General features: G+C 69.1%; 13 protein-coding genes. 6 read left to right on the forward strand and 7 right to left on the reverse strand.

All coding sequences use genetic code 11. The features are described from left to right. The first annotated feature begins 174 nt into the window (after window positions 1-174). From CQ042_RS05065 to CQ042_RS05075, 4 genes are all read left to right on the forward strand, one after another. Entirely contained in the window at window positions 175-879 is a 705-nt protein-coding gene (locus CQ042_RS05065) for a potassium channel family protein (RefSeq protein ID WP_258132039.1), read from the forward strand. 189 nt (window positions 880-1,068) lie between these two features. Next, window positions 1,069-1,209 (forward strand): DUF2252 family protein, encoded by a 141-nt coding sequence (locus tag CQ042_RS20275; RefSeq protein ID WP_146115346.1) that lies wholly within the window; start codon window positions 1,069-1,071, stop codon window positions 1,207-1,209. Next, window positions 1,206-2,822, forward strand: coding sequence for an MFS transporter (locus tag CQ042_RS05070; RefSeq protein ID WP_105669359.1), 1,617 nt, complete (start codon window positions 1,206-1,208; stop codon window positions 2,820-2,822). Before CQ042_RS20275 ends, CQ042_RS05070 begins: the two co-directional genes overlap by 4 nt. Before the next feature lie 25 nt (window positions 2,823-2,847). Continuing rightward, window positions 2,848-5,442: an alpha-L-rhamnosidase gene (locus CQ042_RS05075; protein ID WP_105669361.1), complete on the forward strand. Its 2,595-nt coding sequence runs from the start codon at window positions 2,848-2,850 to the stop codon at window positions 5,440-5,442. A gap of 34 nt (window positions 5,443-5,476) precedes the next feature. Here CQ042_RS05075 and CQ042_RS05080 read toward each other — a convergent pair whose 3' ends face one another. Then, window positions 5,477-6,484 carry a LacI family DNA-binding transcriptional regulator gene (locus CQ042_RS05080; protein ID WP_105669364.1) on the reverse strand — a complete coding sequence of 336 codons (1,008 nt, stop codon included), beginning with the start codon at window positions 6,482-6,484 and terminating at the stop codon, window positions 5,477-5,479. A gap of 187 nt (window positions 6,485-6,671) precedes the next feature. Here CQ042_RS05080 and rhaI point away from each other — a divergent pair, with 187 nt between their 5' ends. After that, on the forward strand, window positions 6,672-7,838 hold the full coding sequence (gene rhaI, locus CQ042_RS05085) for an L-rhamnose isomerase (protein WP_105669366.1): 1,167 nt from the start codon (window positions 6,672-6,674) through the stop codon (window positions 7,836-7,838). A 35-nt stretch (window positions 7,839-7,873) separates the two neighbouring features. On the opposite strand, the gene CQ042_RS05090 is transcribed toward rhaI, so the two are convergent. The 5 genes from CQ042_RS05090 to CQ042_RS05110 form a co-directional block, all read right to left on the reverse strand. Further along, window positions 7,874-9,274, reverse strand: coding sequence for a xylulokinase (locus CQ042_RS05090; protein ID WP_105669368.1), 1,401 nt, complete (start codon window positions 9,272-9,274; stop codon window positions 7,874-7,876). A gap of 71 nt (window positions 9,275-9,345) precedes the next feature. Continuing rightward, complete coding sequence (locus tag CQ042_RS05095) at window positions 9,346-10,362, reverse strand: substrate-binding domain-containing protein (protein WP_181157472.1); 1,017 nt, start codon at window positions 10,360-10,362, stop codon at window positions 9,346-9,348. A gap of 121 nt (window positions 10,363-10,483) precedes the next feature. After that, on the reverse strand, window positions 10,484-11,491 hold the full coding sequence (locus CQ042_RS05100) for an ABC transporter permease (RefSeq protein ID WP_219844813.1): 1,008 nt from the start codon (window positions 11,489-11,491) through the stop codon (window positions 10,484-10,486). After that, window positions 11,488-13,092 carry a sugar ABC transporter ATP-binding protein gene (locus CQ042_RS05105; protein ID WP_105669371.1) on the reverse strand — a complete coding sequence of 535 codons (1,605 nt, stop codon included), beginning with the start codon at window positions 13,090-13,092 and terminating at the stop codon, window positions 11,488-11,490. The genes CQ042_RS05100 and CQ042_RS05105 overlap by 4 nt, the downstream gene beginning before the upstream one ends. After that, entirely contained in the window at window positions 13,089-14,135 is a 1,047-nt protein-coding gene (locus CQ042_RS05110) for an NAD(P)-dependent alcohol dehydrogenase (protein ID WP_105669373.1), read from the reverse strand. The genes CQ042_RS05105 and CQ042_RS05110 overlap by 4 nt, the downstream gene beginning before the upstream one ends. Before the next feature lie 159 nt (window positions 14,136-14,294). Here CQ042_RS05110 and CQ042_RS05115 point away from each other — a divergent pair, with 159 nt between their 5' ends. After that, window positions 14,295-15,227, forward strand: coding sequence for a sugar-binding transcriptional regulator (locus CQ042_RS05115; RefSeq protein WP_105669375.1), 933 nt, complete (start codon window positions 14,295-14,297; stop codon window positions 15,225-15,227). A gap of 22 nt (window positions 15,228-15,249) precedes the next feature. Here CQ042_RS05115 and CQ042_RS05120 read toward each other — a convergent pair whose 3' ends face one another. Next, a complete protein-coding gene (locus CQ042_RS05120) occupies window positions 15,250-16,698 on the reverse strand; it encodes a rhamnulokinase family protein (RefSeq protein WP_105669377.1) in 1,449 nt (482 codons plus the stop codon). Between the last annotated feature and the right edge of the window lie 23 nt (window positions 16,699-16,721).

Here is a 16,721-nt window from a genome sequence, read left to right on the forward strand (position 1 = left end):
AAGCACGGATGCACCTAGCCATCATAACGGGTCCGGCGAGTGGTGACGAACCGGAGCATCCCACTCCTCTTCTGGCCGACGCGCACCCACGCTGAGACGGGATGCGCACGCTCGCTGGGATACTTGCCGCACATCGTGGGCACGACGTGTCCCCCGCGCGGAAGAGGATCAGTCATGGCCCCGACAGACACGGCGAATGCCGAGCACGTCGACATCCCCTCGCTTCGCGGGCGCGAGGGCCAGTCCCTCGGCTACGCGGTCATCCTCGGGCTGCTCATCGTCTCGTACGGCCTGTGCGCGATACAGCCGAGCACCGATCCGAGTCCGTGGGCCTTCCTGGCCATGCTCGCGACGGTCGCCATGGTCTTCTACGTGACACGAGCCCGGCATCTCGTGCAGCGCGTCTCGTGGGTGGTGCTCTCGGTCGCCGGTGCGGCCGCCGTCGTCGCCACCCTCTTCGGCGTCGACGGACCGGTGCTCGCCATCCCGCTCTCAGCGGCGTCGATGGTCGCTCTGCTCGTCGCGCCGTGGGCGATCATCGCGCACCAGGTCAACCGGCGCGGCCTCGACCTGGAGGCGCTGTTGGCGGCGGTCACCGCCTACATCCTCGTCGGGATGTTCTTCGCCTTCGTCTACAACCTGATGTCCCAGATCTCCGCTGACCCCATCTTCGGCGAAGGGAGCCCGGACTCCCTCGGCAACCAGCTGTTCTTCTCCTTCACCGCGCTGACCACGACCGGCTACGGGAACCTGGTTCCGGAAGGCAGCACGGGACAGGGGATCGCCGTCGCGGAGGCGATCACCGGCCAGTTCTTCCTCATCACAGCCGTGGCCCGGATCATGCGGGGTGCGAGCGCGAAGCGCAGCACGCCCGTCTGAACACGAAAGGGTCGGACGCCCGTCGTCGGGCGCCGCCGGATGCATCGCCCGAAAGGGGTGAAGCGCGTCCGCTGTCCGCGTCGCACGGTGTCACGCTGAGCACAGCGACGCCGCCCGCACCCGACCGGAGGCCCTCCTCCTCCGGCCTTCCGGCTCCCGCGCCGTCGACACACGGGAGCGAGGTGCGACATGGCGGGAACCGGATTCGCCGACGAGGTCGGTGACGCGTATCTGACGGGCTTCGGTCTGTTCGGCACGCAGGAGCGCCCTCTGATCTTCGACATGAACGACGTCGACGAGACGTTCTCATCGTCGAAGGAGCGGTCATGAAGAGGTGGGGCGTCATCGCGGTCCTCGGCTCCGCGCAGTTCGTGATGGTGCTCGACGGCACCGTGATGAACGTGTCGATATCGACCGTGGTGTCCGACCTCGACACCACGGTCGCCGCGATGCAGGGCGCCATCACCTTCTACACCCTCACCATGGCCGCGTTCATGCTGCTGGGCGCCAAACTCGGCGACATATGGGGTCGACGCCGCGCGTTCGTCATCGGGTCCTGCGTGTACGCCGCCGGTTCGCTGATCACCGCGCTGAGTCCGAACGTGCAGTTCCTCTTCCTCGGATGGTCGATCGTCGAGGGACTCGGCGCCGTGCTCGTCATCCCGGCGATCGCGGCACTCGTCGCCGACAACTACCGCGGCCGAGAACGCATCACGGCCTTCGCGATCATCGGCGCGGTGTCCGGCGCAGCCGTCGCGGCGGGACCCCTCATCGGCGGATTCGTGACGACGTACTTCGACTGGCGCTATGTGTTCGTCGCCGAAGTCTTCATCATGGTCGCCGTGGTGCTGTGTGCACGGATCATCACCGATCCGACGCCGAGGCAGAGCGCACGCATCGACGTCCTCAGCGTCGCGCTGTCCTCCGTCGGACTCGTCTCCGTGGTGTTCGGGATGCTCCAGAGCAAGACGTGGGGATGGATCCTTCCGGTGCATCCGCCCGTGGTCGGCGGTGTCGAGATCGTCCCGCTCGGCATCTCCCCCGCCGCCTGGTTCATCGTTCTCGGTGTCGTGTTGCTCGCACTGTTCCTCTCCCGACAGCACCTTCTCGAAGGCGCCGGCCGAGCACCGCTCGTGCACGTGGGGATGTTCTCGATCTCGTCGCTCCGCAGCGGGCTGTCCGTGCTCGGGGCGCAGTACACCGTGACCGCCGGGTTGTTCTTCATGGTGCCGGTGTATCTGCAGATGACACTCGGTCTCGATGCGCTGGAGACCGGCATCCGCATCTTCCCGCTCTCGATCGCCCTCGTGTTGTTCTCCATCGTCGGCACCCGTCTCTCGCGCAGGCTCTCCCCTCGCACGGTCGTGCGGATCGGACAGGTGGTCCTCGTCTTCAGCGCGCTCATCCTGCTCGGCTCCGCCACCAGCGACCTGCGCAGCGGCTTCTTCGCCACCGGGATGTTCCTCGCGGGCGCCGCACTCGGGCTGCTCGCCTCACAGCTCGGGAACGTGAACATGTCGAGCGTGACGGAGAAGGAGACGAGTGAGGTTGGCGGCCTGCAGGGGGTGTTCCAGAACCTCGGTTCCTCTCTCGGGACAGCGCTCATCGGCTCCATCCTCATCGGCGCGCTGTCGGCCTCGTTCGCGTCGGGTGTCGCCGCGAGCGACCTGCCCGACCCCACGAAGGCGACCGTGGCCAGCGCCACGCAGCACGGCGTCACGATCGTGCCGGCCGCCGACGTGGCCGCCATCGCAGAGGATGCCGGGCTGAGTGACGTCGACGCGGACACACTCGCGACCGTCTATCGCGAATCGCAACTGTCATCGCTGCGTATCGCGTTCTTCGGGCTGATCCTCATCAGTCTCGTCTCGCTCTTGTTCTCGAAGGGGATACCGAGCGCCCATGACCTCCGACGGCGTCACAGCGAGGCGTCCACGACCTGACCCGGTGTCGGCGAGGATGAGGATCATGACGACCGTCTCCGCGCCGCGCATCGAACACCATCGGGAGCCGCTCGGCATCGGCGAGTCACGTCCTCGGCTGAGCTGGACGATCGCGGATGCTCCCGCCGACTGGCACCCGCAGCGATATGCCGTCACCGTGACGCGCGCCGACGGCGAGGAGACGATCGAGGTCGACTCCGCCGACCAGGTGCTGGTTCCGTGGCCGAGTCGTGCGCTCCGCTCGCGTGAGTGGGCCGCCGTGCGCGTCGCCGTGCAGGGCACGGACGGCTCGTGGTCGGCGGCGAGCCCAGCGACACGGGTGGAGGTCGGGCTGCTGCACGCAGCGGACTGGTCGGCGAGGCCGATCGGCGCCGACCTCGATGAGGACCCGGAGAGCGACGCACGGCGCGCGACGCTGGTGCGCACCGGCTTCCGCATCGACGGCCCCGTCGCCCGCGCGCGACTCTACGCCACCGCGCACGGACTGTACGAAGCCGAGATCAATGGAGTCCGCGTCGGCTCGGACACGCTGTCTCCCGGATGGACCGTCTATCGCGAACGCCTGCGGTACTACACCTACGACGTGACCGATCTGCTCGCCGAGGGAGAGAATGCGCTCGGTGCGTGGCTCGGCGACGGCTGGTACCGCGGTCGGCTCGGTTGGCGCGGCGGCTACCGCAACGTCTTCGGCAGCGACCTGTCGTTCCTCGGCCAGCTGGAGATCACCTACGTCGACGGGCGGCGCGAGACCGTCGGGACCGACGGCAACTGGAAGACGGCCCTCTCCCCCATCCTCCGCTCGGGCATCTACGACGGCGAGGACTACGACGCCCGCGAGGAGCTGCCCGGCTGGTCGACCGGATCGTTCGACGACTCCCGCTGGCTGCCGGTCGCCGTACGCGAACGCGACCCGCGCACTCTGGTCGCACCGACCGGCCCGCCGGTCCGGGTGACCGAAGAGGTGGCGCCGATCGCCGTGCTCACCTCGCCCAGTGGCGCGCGCATCCTCGACTTCGGACAGAACCTCGTCGGACGGGTCCGCATCCGCGTCACCGGGCCCCGCGGAGCGACCGTCGTCCTGCGCACCGCCGAGGTCCTCCAGGACGGCGAGATCTACACGCGTCCCCTGCGCAGCGCGCGCTCCAGCGATGCCTACACACTCGCCGGCCGGACCGATCCGGAGGAGTGGGAACCGCGCTTCACGTTCCACGGGTTCCGCTACGCCGAGGTCTCCGGATGGCCGGGAGACCTCGATGCGGATGCCGTCGCCGGTGCGCTCACCGCGCGGGTGCTGCACACCGACCTCGAGCGCACCGGATGGTTCAGGTGCACTGATCCGCTGGTCGAGCAGCTGCACCGCAACGTCGTGTGGGGCATGCGCGGCAACTTCGTCGACATCCCCACCGACTGCCCGCAGCGCGACGAGCGTGTGGGCTGGACGGGTGACATCCAGGTCTTCGGCCCGACCGCGGCGACGCTGTTCGACGTCTCGGGGATGCTGACCGGATGGCTTCGCGATGTGGAGGCCGATCAGCTGCCCGACGGCACGGTCCCCTGGTTCGTGCCGGTGATCCCCGCACACAAGACCTGGTCCCCGATCCGGCCGGGTGCCGCGTGGGGCGACGTCGCGACGCTGCTGCCGTGGACCCTGTATCAGCGCTTCGGGGACGAGGGCGTGCTGGCCGCCCAGTTCGAGAGCGCCCGCCGATGGGTCGACAAGGTCGACTCCACCGCCGGATCCGACCGCCTCTGGAACGAAGGCTTCCAGCTGGGCGACTGGCTCGACCCCGCCGCTCCCCCGCAGGACCCCGGCGATGCGCGCACGGACCGATACCTCGTCGCGACGGCATACTTCGCCCGGTCGGCGCGCGCCGTGGCCGATATGGCTCGGGTGCTCGGCCGCGCTGCCGAGGCGGAGCGCTACGGCATCCTCGCCGCCGAGGTCGCGGCCGCGTTCCGTGCGGCCTACGTGAAGCCCGACGGCACGATGACCTCGGATGCGCAGACCGCCTACGCTCTGGGCATCGTCTTCGATCTGTTCGCCGACGAGGCACAGCGTGCGGTCGCGGGGTCCCGTCTCGCCGAGCTCGTCCGCGCATCCGGCAACCGCATCGCGACCGGCTTCGTCGGCACGCCGCTCGTCAGCGATGCCCTCACCCTGACGGGGCACACCGACACCGCCTACGACCTGCTGCTCGAACAGGGCTGCCCGTCGTGGCTCTATCAGGTCGTGCAGGGCGCGACCACGATCTGGGAGCGATGGGATGCGCTGCTGCCGGACGGCACCGTCAACCCCGGGACGATGACCTCGTTCAACCATTACGCACTCGGTGCAGTGGCCGACTGGCTGCACCGCACCGTCGCGGGGATCGCCCCCGCAGAGCCCGGCTACCGTCGCATCCGCTTCGCCCCGCGGCCGGGCGGAGGGGTGACGCATGCCTCGGCGACGCAACGGACTCCGTATGGGGATGCCTCGATCGCGTGGCGTCTCGCAGACGACGAGCTCGTGGTCGACGTCCGTGTCCCCGTCGGTGCGAGCGCGGAACTCGATCTGCCCGGTGTCGCCACCGAGGAACTCGGGCACGGCGGGCATACGCGATCGGTGCGTCTATCGCGATGACCGCGACAGCATGAGGCCGGCCGAGGCCTGACCGTCAGCCGGAGGTCGACTCCCGCACGATCAGCTCGGGGCGGAACCGCACTCGACGGTCGTAGTCACCGTCAGGGTCGCTGATCGACCGCAGCAGGAGCTCGACCGCCGTGCGCCCGATCAGCTGGGCCGGCTGCCGGACCGAGGTCAGCGGCACGACCGTCGCCGCGGCGAAGTCGATGTCGTCGTAGCCGACGAGCGCGATGTCCTCCGGCACGCGAATCGTGCGGAACATCGTCAGCGCCTGCAGCAGCCCGACCGCGAGCAGGTCGTTCGCGGCGAAGACGGCATCCGGCCGATGCGCCACCGCACGCGTGGCGATCTCCTCACCGGCCGCCCGACCGTGCAGCACCGTGAGCCCTGGCATCGAGATCACTTCGAGTGTCGCACCCGGCACCTCGTCGACCGCGCGCCGAGCTCCTTCGAGGCGGTGCGCGACCTGCGCGATCGCTCCCGGCCCGCCGACGAAGGCGAGCCGTCGTCGACCGATCTGCAGGAGGTGCTGAGCTGCGAGGAAGCCGCCTTCGACGTCGTCGACCGACACCGAGCAGAATGCGGATCCCGGCACTTCGCGGTCCACCAGGACCACGGGGATGCCGGCAGCCTGCACCCGCAACAGCTTGTCGATGTCGTCGGATGCCGGGGTGATGAGCACACCGTTCACCCGCTGTTCGCGGAACAGATCGAGGTAGTTGTCCTCCCGCGACGGGTCTTCATCGCTGTTGCCGAGCAGCACGGCGAGCATGTCGTCGTCCGCGCGGGCTTCTGCCCCGCGGGCGACATCCGCGAAGAACGGGTTGCCCGCGTCGGGCACGACCAGCCCGATGCTTCGGCTGCGTCCGGCCCGCAGCTGTCGCGCGGCATCGTTGCGCACGAACCCGAGCTGGGCGATCACCGCCTGCACCCGCTCCACCGTCGTCGCCGAGACCTTCTCCGGCTGGTTCATGACGTTCGACACGGTGCCGACCGACACCCCCGCCGCCGCCGCGACGTCACGCACACTCACTGCCACTGCTGCTCCTCGCCGGTTCCGGATGCTGTCCGAGAGTGTACCGGCAGCCGCACGCGTGCGCCGGTCGGTCGACGGTCCCGTGGCTGCCTCCGTCTCGACGCTTGACGCGTGCGGGATGAGCGACCTAGCATGAGCGTTGAAACGATTCAGGGTTCGCGTCCCCCGATACCAACGAAGGCAGTGCATCGTGAGCATCCTCACCCCCGACCATCTCGCCGTCCTCGAGAAGCAGGGCATCGAGCTCCCCAGCTGGGCATTCGGCAACTCCGGCACCCGGTTCAAGGTGTTCGGCACTCCCGGAACTCCCCGCGATCCGTGGGAGAAGATCGCGGACGCGGCGCAGGTCAACGCCTACACCGCGCTCGCTCCCACCGTCGCGCTGCACATCCCGTGGGACCTGGTCGACTCGTTCGCCGACCTGCGCACGCACGCGGAAGACCTCGGCGTCACGCTCGGCACCGTCAACTCGAACACGTTCCAAGACGACGACTACAAGTTCGGCGCGCTCACACACGAAGACGCCGCCATCCGCCGGAAGGCCATCGACCACCACCTCGCGTGCATCGACGTCATGGATGCGACGGGAAGCCGCGACCTCAAGATCTGGCTGGCCGAGGGCTCCAACTACCCGGGTCAGGCCGACCTTCGCGGTCGGCAGGACCGCCTGCAGGACTCCCTGCAGAAGATCTACGCGCGTCTCGGCGACGACCAGCGGCTGGTGCTGGAGTACAAGTTCTTCGAGCCGGCTTTCTACCACACCGATGTTCCGGACTGGGGCACTTCGTACGCGCAGGTGACCTCGCTCGGCGACAAGGCGATGGTGTGCCTCGACACCGGCCACCACGCCCCCGGCACGAACATCGAGTTCATCGTGATGCAGCTGCTGCGCCTCGGAAAGCTCGGATCGTTCGACTTCAACTCGCGCTTCTACGCCGACGACGACCTGATCGTGGGGGCGGCCGACCCGTTCCAGTTGTTCCGCATCCTCTTCGAGGTCATCCGCGGCGGCGGACTGAACAACCCCGACGTGGCGTTCATGCTCGACCAGTGCCACAACGTCGAGGACAAGATCCCCGGCCAGATCCGCTCCGTGCTGAACGTGCAGGAGATGACCGCCCGCGCACTGCTGGTCGACCGCGACGCGCTCACCGCCGCGCAGAAGTCGGGCGACGTGCTCGCCGCGAATGCCGTCTTCATGGATGCCTTCTACACCGACGTGCGCCCGGCCCTCGCCGAGTGGCGCGAGTCGCGCGGCCTCGCTGGCGACCCGATGGCCGCCTACCTCGCCTCCGGCTACCAGGAGAAGATCGCCGCCGAGCGCGTGGGCGGCGTTCAGGCAGGCTGGGGCGCCTGAGCACCGATCCGAAGGGATCCGCACGCTGCCCGGGCTCAGGCTCGGGCGACGTACTGCTCGCGGATGATCGGGCGATGGTCGACTGCGAAGGAGCGCGCATCGCCGTCGGTCCAGGAGGGCAGCTCTCCGGTCAGAGCCCACCCCGCCTGCAGAGCCGCGCCCCGTGCGACGGCCTCGTCGATACCGGGGACGACGACAGGAACGTCGAAGACCTGCGCGGCGATCTGCGAGACCGCGGGATTGCGGGCGGCTCCGCCGATGAGCAGGATGCGCCCGGCCGGCACTCCGCACCGACGGATCGCGTCGAGACCGTCGGCGAGACCGCACAGAAGCCCTTCGACCGCGGCACGGGCCAGCGTCTCGCGGCGTGTCGAGGCCAGCGACATGCCGAACAGCGTGGCCGTCGCGTCCGGACGGTTCGGGGTGCGCTCCCCTTCGAAGTAGGGCTGCAGGACCAGCCCGTCCGCCCCGGGCGCCGCCGCCATCGCCAGGCGGGCGAGCTCGACGTGATCGACCCCGAGCAGTCCAGCCACCGAATCGAGCACGCGAGCCGCGTTGAGCGTGGCGACCAGGGGCAGGTAGTTCCCGGTGCCGTCGGCGAAGCCCGCGACCACCCCGGTCGGATCGCTGAGGGGGCGATCGGACACGGCGAACACGGTGCCGCTCGTGCCGATCGAGATCACGGCATCCCCCGGCGCGGCGCCGAGCCCGAGCGCACCGCCCGCGTTGTCGCCGAGACCTGCGCCGACGACGGACCCGCCGCGCGTGACCCCCATCCGCTCGGCGGGTCCGAGGACGCGGGGAAGGATCGGGACACGACCGAACGCGCGCTCGATCAGGTCGAGGTCGTACTCCCCCGACGATGCGCCCCAGTACGCGGTACCGCTGGCATCGGATCGATCGGTGGCCAGCTCGTCGAGATCGGGACCGAGCTCGCTCGCACCGACCGGCCCGTAACCGCGGAGCCGCCACGAGAGCCAGTCGTGCGGGAGCACGACGGCCGCGACTGCGTCCGCGTTGGCGGACTCGTGCTCGCGCAACCACCGCAACTTGGGCCCGGTGAACGAGGCGACAGGGACGACCCCGACCCGGCGGGAGTACTCCTCCGCGCCGATCTCAGCGGCCAGCGCCGCCGCGGCATCCGCACTGCGCACGTCGTTCCAGAGCAGGGCGTCGCGGACGGCCCGCCCCCGGCCGTCGAGTGCCACGAGCCCGTGCTGCTGCGCGGCGATCGAGATCGCGGCGACGTCGTCCACCCCGCCGGCATCGGCGATCGCCTGCTGCAGGGCCGACCACCAGGCCTCGGGGTCGACCTCGGTGCCGGACGGATGCGATGCCCGCCCTGTGCGCACGACCTCCCCGGTCGCGAGGTCGTGCACGGTCGCCTTGCAGCTCTGTGTGGATGAATCCACACCCGCAACGTAGGTCGACGGCATCTGCTTCTCCCTCATCCATGACACCCCGAGCCACGAGGATGCCGAAGCACCCTCGTGGCTCGGGTCGGCAGTCACTCGGTCTGGCCGGTGAGGCCCTCGTAAGCGATATTGCCGCTCTTGAGGTTCTTGTTGGTCATGTCGCTGAGGTTCTTCAGGAATTCGTCGCGCTCGGTGACGACGTGGCCGATCGCCTCGTCGACGTTGTCCTTCGTGATCGCGGGCATCAGGTAGATCGGGTTCTCCTTGACGTCCTCCCCGCGCACGATGGCTGCCGCGTATGCGACGCCGGCCGACAGCTCGACAGTGCCGTTCTGCAGCGAAGTGCCGATGAACTCGCCGCTCTTGACGGCTTCGAGGCCGTCGGCAATGCCGTCGATGCCCACGATCGGCACGTCGGTCATGCCTGCTTCCTTGAGGGCCTGCAGGGCGCCGAGGCCCATGTCATCGTTCTGGGCGATCACGCCGTCGATGTCGTCGCCGAAGGCCGAGATCCAGTTGCTGACCTTGTTGACGGCCTCGTCGCGCTTCCAGTTCGCGGTGTCCTTGGCGAGCACCTTCACGTCGGGGTTCTCGGCGAGCACGTTGTCGATGCCCTTGCCGCGGTTGATCTCGCCGGATCCGCCGAGGGGGCCCTGCAGGATGATGACATTGCCCGTGCCCCCGAGGGCATCCATCATCATCTGTGCTTCCTGCTCGCCCGCAGCCACGTCGTCCGGCTGCACCGAACCGGTGAGGTCTTCGCTGTTGAGCGACGCGTTCACGTCGAAGAAGGGGATGTCGGCAGCCTTCGCGGCGGCGATCTGCGGCTGCAGCGAGTCGGCCTGCACCGGGATGACCACGATGGCGTCGACGCCTGCCGTGACGTACTGGTCGACCTGGCTCGCCTGCGTGTTGACGTCGAGACCCGCAGAGTTCCACAGGATCTCGATGTTGTTCTCCTCGGCGTAGCGCTCGATGCCTTCCTTGCCCTCGGTGACGAACGACGACATGTCGTACACGCTGACGCCGATCGTGATGCGCTCCTGACCGCTGTCGTCGCCGGCGCCGGCGTTCGCGTTCGGGTCGCCGGCGCCGCACCCGGCGAGCATCAGCGCTGCGACGGAGGTGACGGCGAAAGCCGCGGCGATGCGGCTCTTCTTGGTGAACATGGGATTCCTCTCGTTGGGTGGTGCGATGAAGCAGGGTCTTCTTCGGGATCAGAGGTGAGGGTCAGCGGCTTCGTCGTCGGGTCGCCCACACGTCGACGGCGACCGCCGCCACGATGAGCACGCCCTTGATGACCTTCTGCCAGTAGGCGGGGACGGTCAGGATGTCGAGGCCGTTGTTCAGGGTCTGGATGAGGAGCAGGCCCAGGGCCGTGCCCCAGATGGAGCCGCGTCCACCGAGCAGGCTCGCTCCACCGATGACGACGGCCGCGATCGCGTCGAGCTCGTAACCGACTCCGAGGTTGGGCGCCCCGAGCGTGACGCGGCTGGCGAGCATGACACCGGAGATCCCGGCCAGCATGCCGGAGATGGCATACACGCTGAAGACGGTGCGACCGACGTTGATGCCGGCGATGCCGGCGGCGACGGGGTTGCCGCCGATCGCGTAGACGCGCATGCCCCAGGTGGTGCGGCGCATCACGATGGCAAGCCCCAGGATTCCGACGATCATCAGGATGACCGGCAGCGTGAGGCCGCCGAACTGGGCGTTGGCGATGCGGGAGAAGTCGGCCGGCAGTCCCGTGATGGGGGCGCCGTTGCCCGCGACGTACGCGATGCCGGACGCGAGCGTCAGCATGCCGAGCGTCGCGATGAAGGGCGGCACCTTGATTACCGACACCACGAAGCCGTTGATCGCACCGGCGATGAAGCCGACGACGACACCGGCGACGATCGCGAGCCAGATCTGATCGGGGAAGGCCTTGGCCGTGAGGCTGCCGAACACGGCGGCCGCGGCGATCACGCTGCCGACGGACAGGTCGATGCCCCCGGTGAGGATCACGAGCGTCTGACCGAGCGCGATGAGCGCGAACGGGGCGGCGGCGACGAGGATCGTCTGCAGGTTGTCGACCGTGCCGAAGCGCGCGCTGCGGTAGAGGAAGAACGCGATGATGAGCACCATCACGATCACCATCGCGTAGCGGATCGCGAGGTCCCCGAACCAGGTCGGGCTGAAGCGCTTCACGCCCGACTCGGGGACGAAGGCCTGCAAGTCGGTTCGGGTGTCGGTCATTGGTCGTCCTTTGCGGAAGGGGCTGTACCGGAAGGCGTGGCGCTCGAAGGCGCGTCGGAGTTGTCGAGTCCGCTCGCTAGTCGGAAGATGCGGTCCTGCACGTCGGCTTGCTGGAGGGCGGTGCGATCGAGCTCCGCCACCACGCCGCCGCCCTTGAGCACGAGAGCGCGGTGCGACAGGGCGAGGATCTCGGGCATGTCGCTCGAGGCCATCACCACGGCCATGCCGGAGGCTGCGAGGTCGGTGATGATGCGGTAGATCTCGCTGCGGGCGCCGATGTCGACGCCGCGGGTCGGCTCATCGAGAAGCAGTACCTTGACCTCGCCGGTGAGCCAGCGCGCGAGCACGACCTTCTGCTGGTTACCACCCGACAGCGTCTCCATGAGCTGCCCGAGGCCGCGACTGCGCAGTCGCACGGAGCTCATGACCTGGGAGACGGCATCGACGCGGCTGCGCCCCTTGAGCCAGCCGGCGACGGAGAACTGACTCATGCGCGGCAGCGTGGCGTTGGCGAGGATATCCATGCTGAGCACGGCGCCCGCGCCCTTGCGGTCTTCGGGCACGAGGGCCATGCCCGCGGTGATCGCGTCGGCGGGGCGACCGCGGCGCACGCGGCTGCCGCCGACCGTGATCTCGCCCGCCGTCGAGGGCCGAACGCCGAACAGCGCCTCGATGAGCTCGGTGCGTCCGGCGCCGACGAGACCGGCGAGACCGACGATCTCACCGCGACGCACCTGCAGGTCGAACGGCTGCGGAGCCGGGGTGTACTCGAGCCCGCGCACCGAGAGGGCGATGTCGTCGGAAGCCGGCGGGAGATCGGGGAACAGGTCCTCGAGCTCACGCCCGATCATCGCGGTGACGATGTCGTCGTCGCTGAGCTCCGAGAGCGGCTCATCGGCGACCAGGCCGCCGTCGCGGAGCACCACGACCCGGTCGGCGATCGCGCGGATCTCCTCCATCTTGTGCGTGGTGAAGAGGATCGCCACCCCTCGGTCGCGGAGCATCCGCATGTTCTCGATCAGACGGGCGACTTCCCGTTCGGCGATCGCGCTGGTGGGTTCGTCCAGCAGCAGCACCCGGGCACCGGTGCTGGTGGCCTTGACGATCTCGACGATCTGGCGCAGTCCCACCGGCAGCGAACCCATGCGGGCCTTGGGGTCGATGTCGACGCCGAACTCGGCGAGCATCTCCCTGGCCTCCCGAGCCATGCGACGCCGGTCGACGAAGCCGAATCGGCCCCGGAGTTCCCGTCCGACGAAGATGTTCTCGTACACCGTGGTGTCGAGGATCGATGCGAGTTCCTGCGGCACGATGGCGATCCCACGCTGGTGGGCGTCGCGCGCGGATCCAGCGGCCAGCTCCTCGCCCCGGACGAGCACGCTTCCGCCATCCGCCTTCATCTGACCGGAGGCGATCTTCATGAGCGTCGACTTTCCGGCACCGTTCTCTCCGGCGAGCGCGGTCACCGTTCCCGGCACGAGGTGCAGACCCACGCCTTTGAGTACGGGCACCCCACCGAACGCCTTGCGGATGTCGACGCAGGCGAGCATGTCCGGCTGCTCGTGGAGCGCGATGTGCCCCGTCTGCTCGAGGCCGGTCATGATTCCCTCGCATACTCGCGGTCGGGGCGCACGATGCTCTTCAGGGTCGACGGACGCGACGCGGAGTCGAGCGCCTCGCGCACTTCGGCCAACCCGAAGGCGCCGGTGACCAGTGCATCCAGGTCGACGGCCCCGGAGGCGACGAGGTCGATCGCGGTCGGCCACGTGTTCGCGTAGCGGAAGATGCCGGTCACGATCAGCTCGCGGTTCTGGATCGTGGAGACCGGGAGCGCGATCTCGTCCGCACCCATGCCGACCAGGACGGCGACGCCGCCGGACTTCAGAGCCGAGATGCCCTGCTTCACGGCGACGGGCGAGCCCGAGGCATCCACGAAGGCGTCATAGCCCGATCCGAGCGGACCCGCAGCCGGGTCGACGGCTTCGGTCGCACCGAACCGGAGGGCGACCTCGCGGCGCTCGGCCATCGGGTCGCTGATCACGATCTCGGTGGCGCCGAATGCCCGCGCGGTCTGTGCGGTGACGATGCCGATGGGACCGGCGCCCGTGATGAGCACCCGGCTGCCCGGGCGCACGTCGGCTTTCTGCACCGCGGCGATGGCGACGGAAAGCGGCTCCATGAGCGCTGCGGCGTCGTCGCTGACGGAGTCGGGTACCGCATAAGCGAAGTCGTCCTGGATCGCGACGTACTCCGCGAACGCGCCGTCGATCGGCGGGGTGGCGTAGAACTCGATGCGCGGGCAGAGGTTGTACCGGCCGCTTCGGCAGAACTCGCACACGCGGCACGGGCGCTGCGGCTCGATCGAGACGCGCTCGCCCAGGCGGGAGTCGTCGACGTCGGCTCCGACAGCGACGATCACCCCGCCGGCCTCGTGGCCGAGCACGAGAGGCTCCGCCACGACGAAGTCGCCGATGCGCCCTTCGTGGAAGTAGTGCACGTCGGAGCCGCAGATGCCGACCGCGTTCACCCGGACGATCACCTGATCGGTGGACGGGACCGGCACGGCGCGGGTCTCGACCGTGAGCTCGCCGGCTCGCACCAATACGCTCGCACGCATGGTCGTCGGCAGTTCAGTGCGCTTCATCGGGCTCCTCGTGGTGCGGCGGTGCAGTCGTGCAGTCGTGATTGCTCGACCGACATTAGCCATGCCCGACGGATGAGACAACTGTCCGCTCAGATGAGCGTGGATCGCAAAACCGGGATATGCTGAACCGACCCGACGGATACGAGACGAAGAGGCGATATGGGACCCGATGAGCTGGTGCGGATCTCGCACGTCGCACGACGGCACTATCTGGACGGGCTGACGAAGATCGAGATCGCCGATGAACTCGGCGTCTCCCGCTTCAAGATCGCCCGGATGCTGGAGGACGCCCTCGAGCAGGGACTGGTGAAGATCACGATCGAGGCCCCGGACTCCCTCGACCTCGACCTGTCGATGCAGCTGCGGGCCCGCTTCGGTCTGACCCGCGCTCTCGCGGTGATCACCCCCGGGACGACCCCCGACCTCATCCAGGACCGACTGGGGCGCGCGGCCGCAGACCTCCTCAGCGAGATCGTCACCGAGGGAGATGTCCTGGGGCTCACGGCCGGCCGCACGCTGACCGCGATGGCCGGGCATCTGCGCACCCTCGCGACGTGCGAGGTCGTGCAGCTCGCCGGCGTCGCCGCCCCCACTCCGGAAAACGGTGTCGAGGTGATTCGTCAGGTGAGTCGCATCTCGGGCGGCCGCTCCCGCGCGATCTTCGCGCCGCTGCTCGTCGAGACCGCGGCGACCGCCTCGGCGCTGCGGCGCGAACCCGGCATCATGGAGACCTTCCGCCGCTTCGATTCGGTGACCAAGGCCGTCGTCGCGATCGGCTCCTGGAGCCCGCCCGACTCCCAGCTCTACGACAACGCCGGTCGCGCGGGCGCGCTCGATGAGCTGCTGGCGGCCGGCGTGAAGGCCGAGATCTGCGCGACGCTCATCGATGAGAACGGTGCGGTCGTGGGGTCGGTGGCCGAGCGATCGCTCGCGGTGTCCACCGAGCAACTGCGCCACATCCCCGAGGTCATCGCGGTCGCGGGTGGCCCATCGAAGACGGGCGCAGTCGCCGCTGCCCTGCGCTCGGGGATCGTCGATTCCCTGGTCACCGACGCTGCGCTCGCCCGGCGACTTCTCGCGACGTCGGCCTGAGCCGTCGGCGCGACCCGACCGGTCAGCGGACGGCGGGTTCGTAACGCCGCAGCTCGGTGGAGGCGCGAACGATGCGGCGCAGGTCGCCGAGAGCGCCGCCTGCCGCCCCGTGAGCGCGGGCCTGCACCAGGATGTTGCCCATCGACGTGGCCTCAGACGGCCCGGCCATGACCGAACGTCCCGAGCAGTCGGCGACGGCCTGCGCGAGGATCGGCGACTCGGAGCCGCCGCCGACGAGATGGATCACCTGCACGTCGACCCCGGAGAGCGCCGCCGCCTCTTCGACCTGCCGCGCGACGAAGGCGCCGAGGCTCTCGAGGACGAGTCGGATGATCGCCGCACGGTCCTCGGGCATCCGCCCACCGGATTCGGCGACGAGCTCGGCGATGCGCGCGGTCATCTGTCCCGGACGCAGCAGGCGCGGATCTCCGGTGTCGACCAGCACCCCGGGAGTCGGGGCCGCTTCGGCACGCGCCAGCAGCTCCTGACGAGCCGCGGTGCTGCGCGCTCCCCAGCCGTCGAGTCCCCATTCCCGGATGCACTCGTTCACGATCCAGAGCCCTGCGGCGATCCGGAGGAAGCGCACGGTGCCGTCGAGACCGAGCTCATTCGTGAACCCGGCTTCACGCGCGCGATCGCTCGTGATGATGCGATCGACCTCGACACCGGTGAGGATCCACGTTCCGCACGAGACGAAGGCGAAGTTCTCGTCGTGAGCGGGCACGGCGATCACAGCGCTCGCGGTGTCGTGGGAGGCGACCGTGGTGACGTCGGTGACGTCGTCCGGAGCGAGAATCCCCTCGCGCACACGACCCGTCACCGTGCCGGGCGCCACCGTCTCGGGGAAGATCCGCGACGGAAGTTTCAGCGCATCGATCCGGTGCGCATCCCACCCGCGACCGTACGGCAGCGCGAGTCCGGTGCTGGAGACGTTCGTCGCCTCGGCGACTTCTTCCGCGCCGAGCCAGTGGGCCAGCAGGTCGGGCATCAGCAGCATCCGGCGCACGGTCTCGAGCCGCCCTGCCTCCTGATCTGCCATCAGCTGGTAGATCGTCATGATCGGGAGTGCGGTGACGCCGGTCTCCCGGAAGGCCTCGGCAGCGGGCAGGATCGCGTCGACGAGGGGGAAGCTGCGGTCGGTGCGCGAGTCGCGCTGATGGAACGGCGCGTCGAGGAGGCCGTCGTAGGCGAGCAGCCCGTAGTCGCCCGACCAGGCGTCCACTCCGACACTGGCGAAGGCGGGGCCGTCGGCGCGCAGTGATCGCAGTCCGGCGACCGCATCGCGATACAGTCGCTGGGCGTCCCACCGCAGTCCGAGTTCATCCGTGAACGCACGGTTGCGGAACCGATGCACTCCGTCGATCCGCAGTCTCTCCCCATCGACCGTCGCGCTCACGACACGACCGCTGGACCCGCCGAGGTCGACGGCGGCAGCTCGGAAGGTCGCCGAGCCGAGGGGCAGTTCGGGCATGCCTCTCAGCCTATGTTCCCGGC

Origin of the sequence: Microbacterium sp. MYb62 (genome assembly GCF_002979475.1) — a bacterium.
Taxonomy (GTDB): domain Bacteria; phylum Actinomycetota; class Actinomycetes; order Actinomycetales; family Microbacteriaceae; genus Microbacterium.

Coding starts and splice junctions, on each gene's coding strand:
- CQ042_RS05065 (WP_258132039.1), top strand. CDS start 175: ATGGCCCCGACAGACACGGCGAATGCCGAGCACGTCGACATCCCCTCG.
- CQ042_RS20275 (WP_146115346.1), top strand. CDS start 1,069: ATGGCGGGAACCGGATTCGCCGACGAGGTCGGTGACGCGTATCTGACG.
- CQ042_RS05070 (WP_105669359.1), top strand. CDS start 1,206: ATGAAGAGGTGGGGCGTCATCGCGGTCCTCGGCTCCGCGCAGTTCGTG.
- CQ042_RS05075 (WP_105669361.1), top strand. CDS start 2,848: ATGACGACCGTCTCCGCGCCGCGCATCGAACACCATCGGGAGCCGCTC.
- CQ042_RS05090 (WP_105669368.1), bottom strand. CDS start 9,274: ATGCCGTCGACCTACGTTGCGGGTGTGGATTCATCCACACAGAGCTGC.
- CQ042_RS05095 (WP_181157472.1), bottom strand. CDS start 10,362: ATGCTCGCCGGGTGCGGCGCCGGCGACCCGAACGCGAACGCCGGCGCC.
- CQ042_RS05100 (WP_219844813.1), bottom strand. CDS start 11,491: ATGACCGACACCCGAACCGACTTGCAGGCCTTCGTCCCCGAGTCGGGC.
- CQ042_RS05105 (WP_105669371.1), bottom strand. CDS start 13,092: ATGACCGGCCTCGAGCAGACGGGGCACATCGCGCTCCACGAGCAGCCG.
- CQ042_RS05110 (WP_105669373.1), bottom strand. CDS start 14,135: ATGAAGCGCACTGAACTGCCGACGACCATGCGTGCGAGCGTATTGGTG.
- CQ042_RS05115 (WP_105669375.1), top strand. CDS start 14,295: ATGGGACCCGATGAGCTGGTGCGGATCTCGCACGTCGCACGACGGCAC.
- CQ042_RS05120 (WP_105669377.1), bottom strand. CDS start 16,698: ATGCCCGAACTGCCCCTCGGCTCGGCGACCTTCCGAGCTGCCGCCGTC.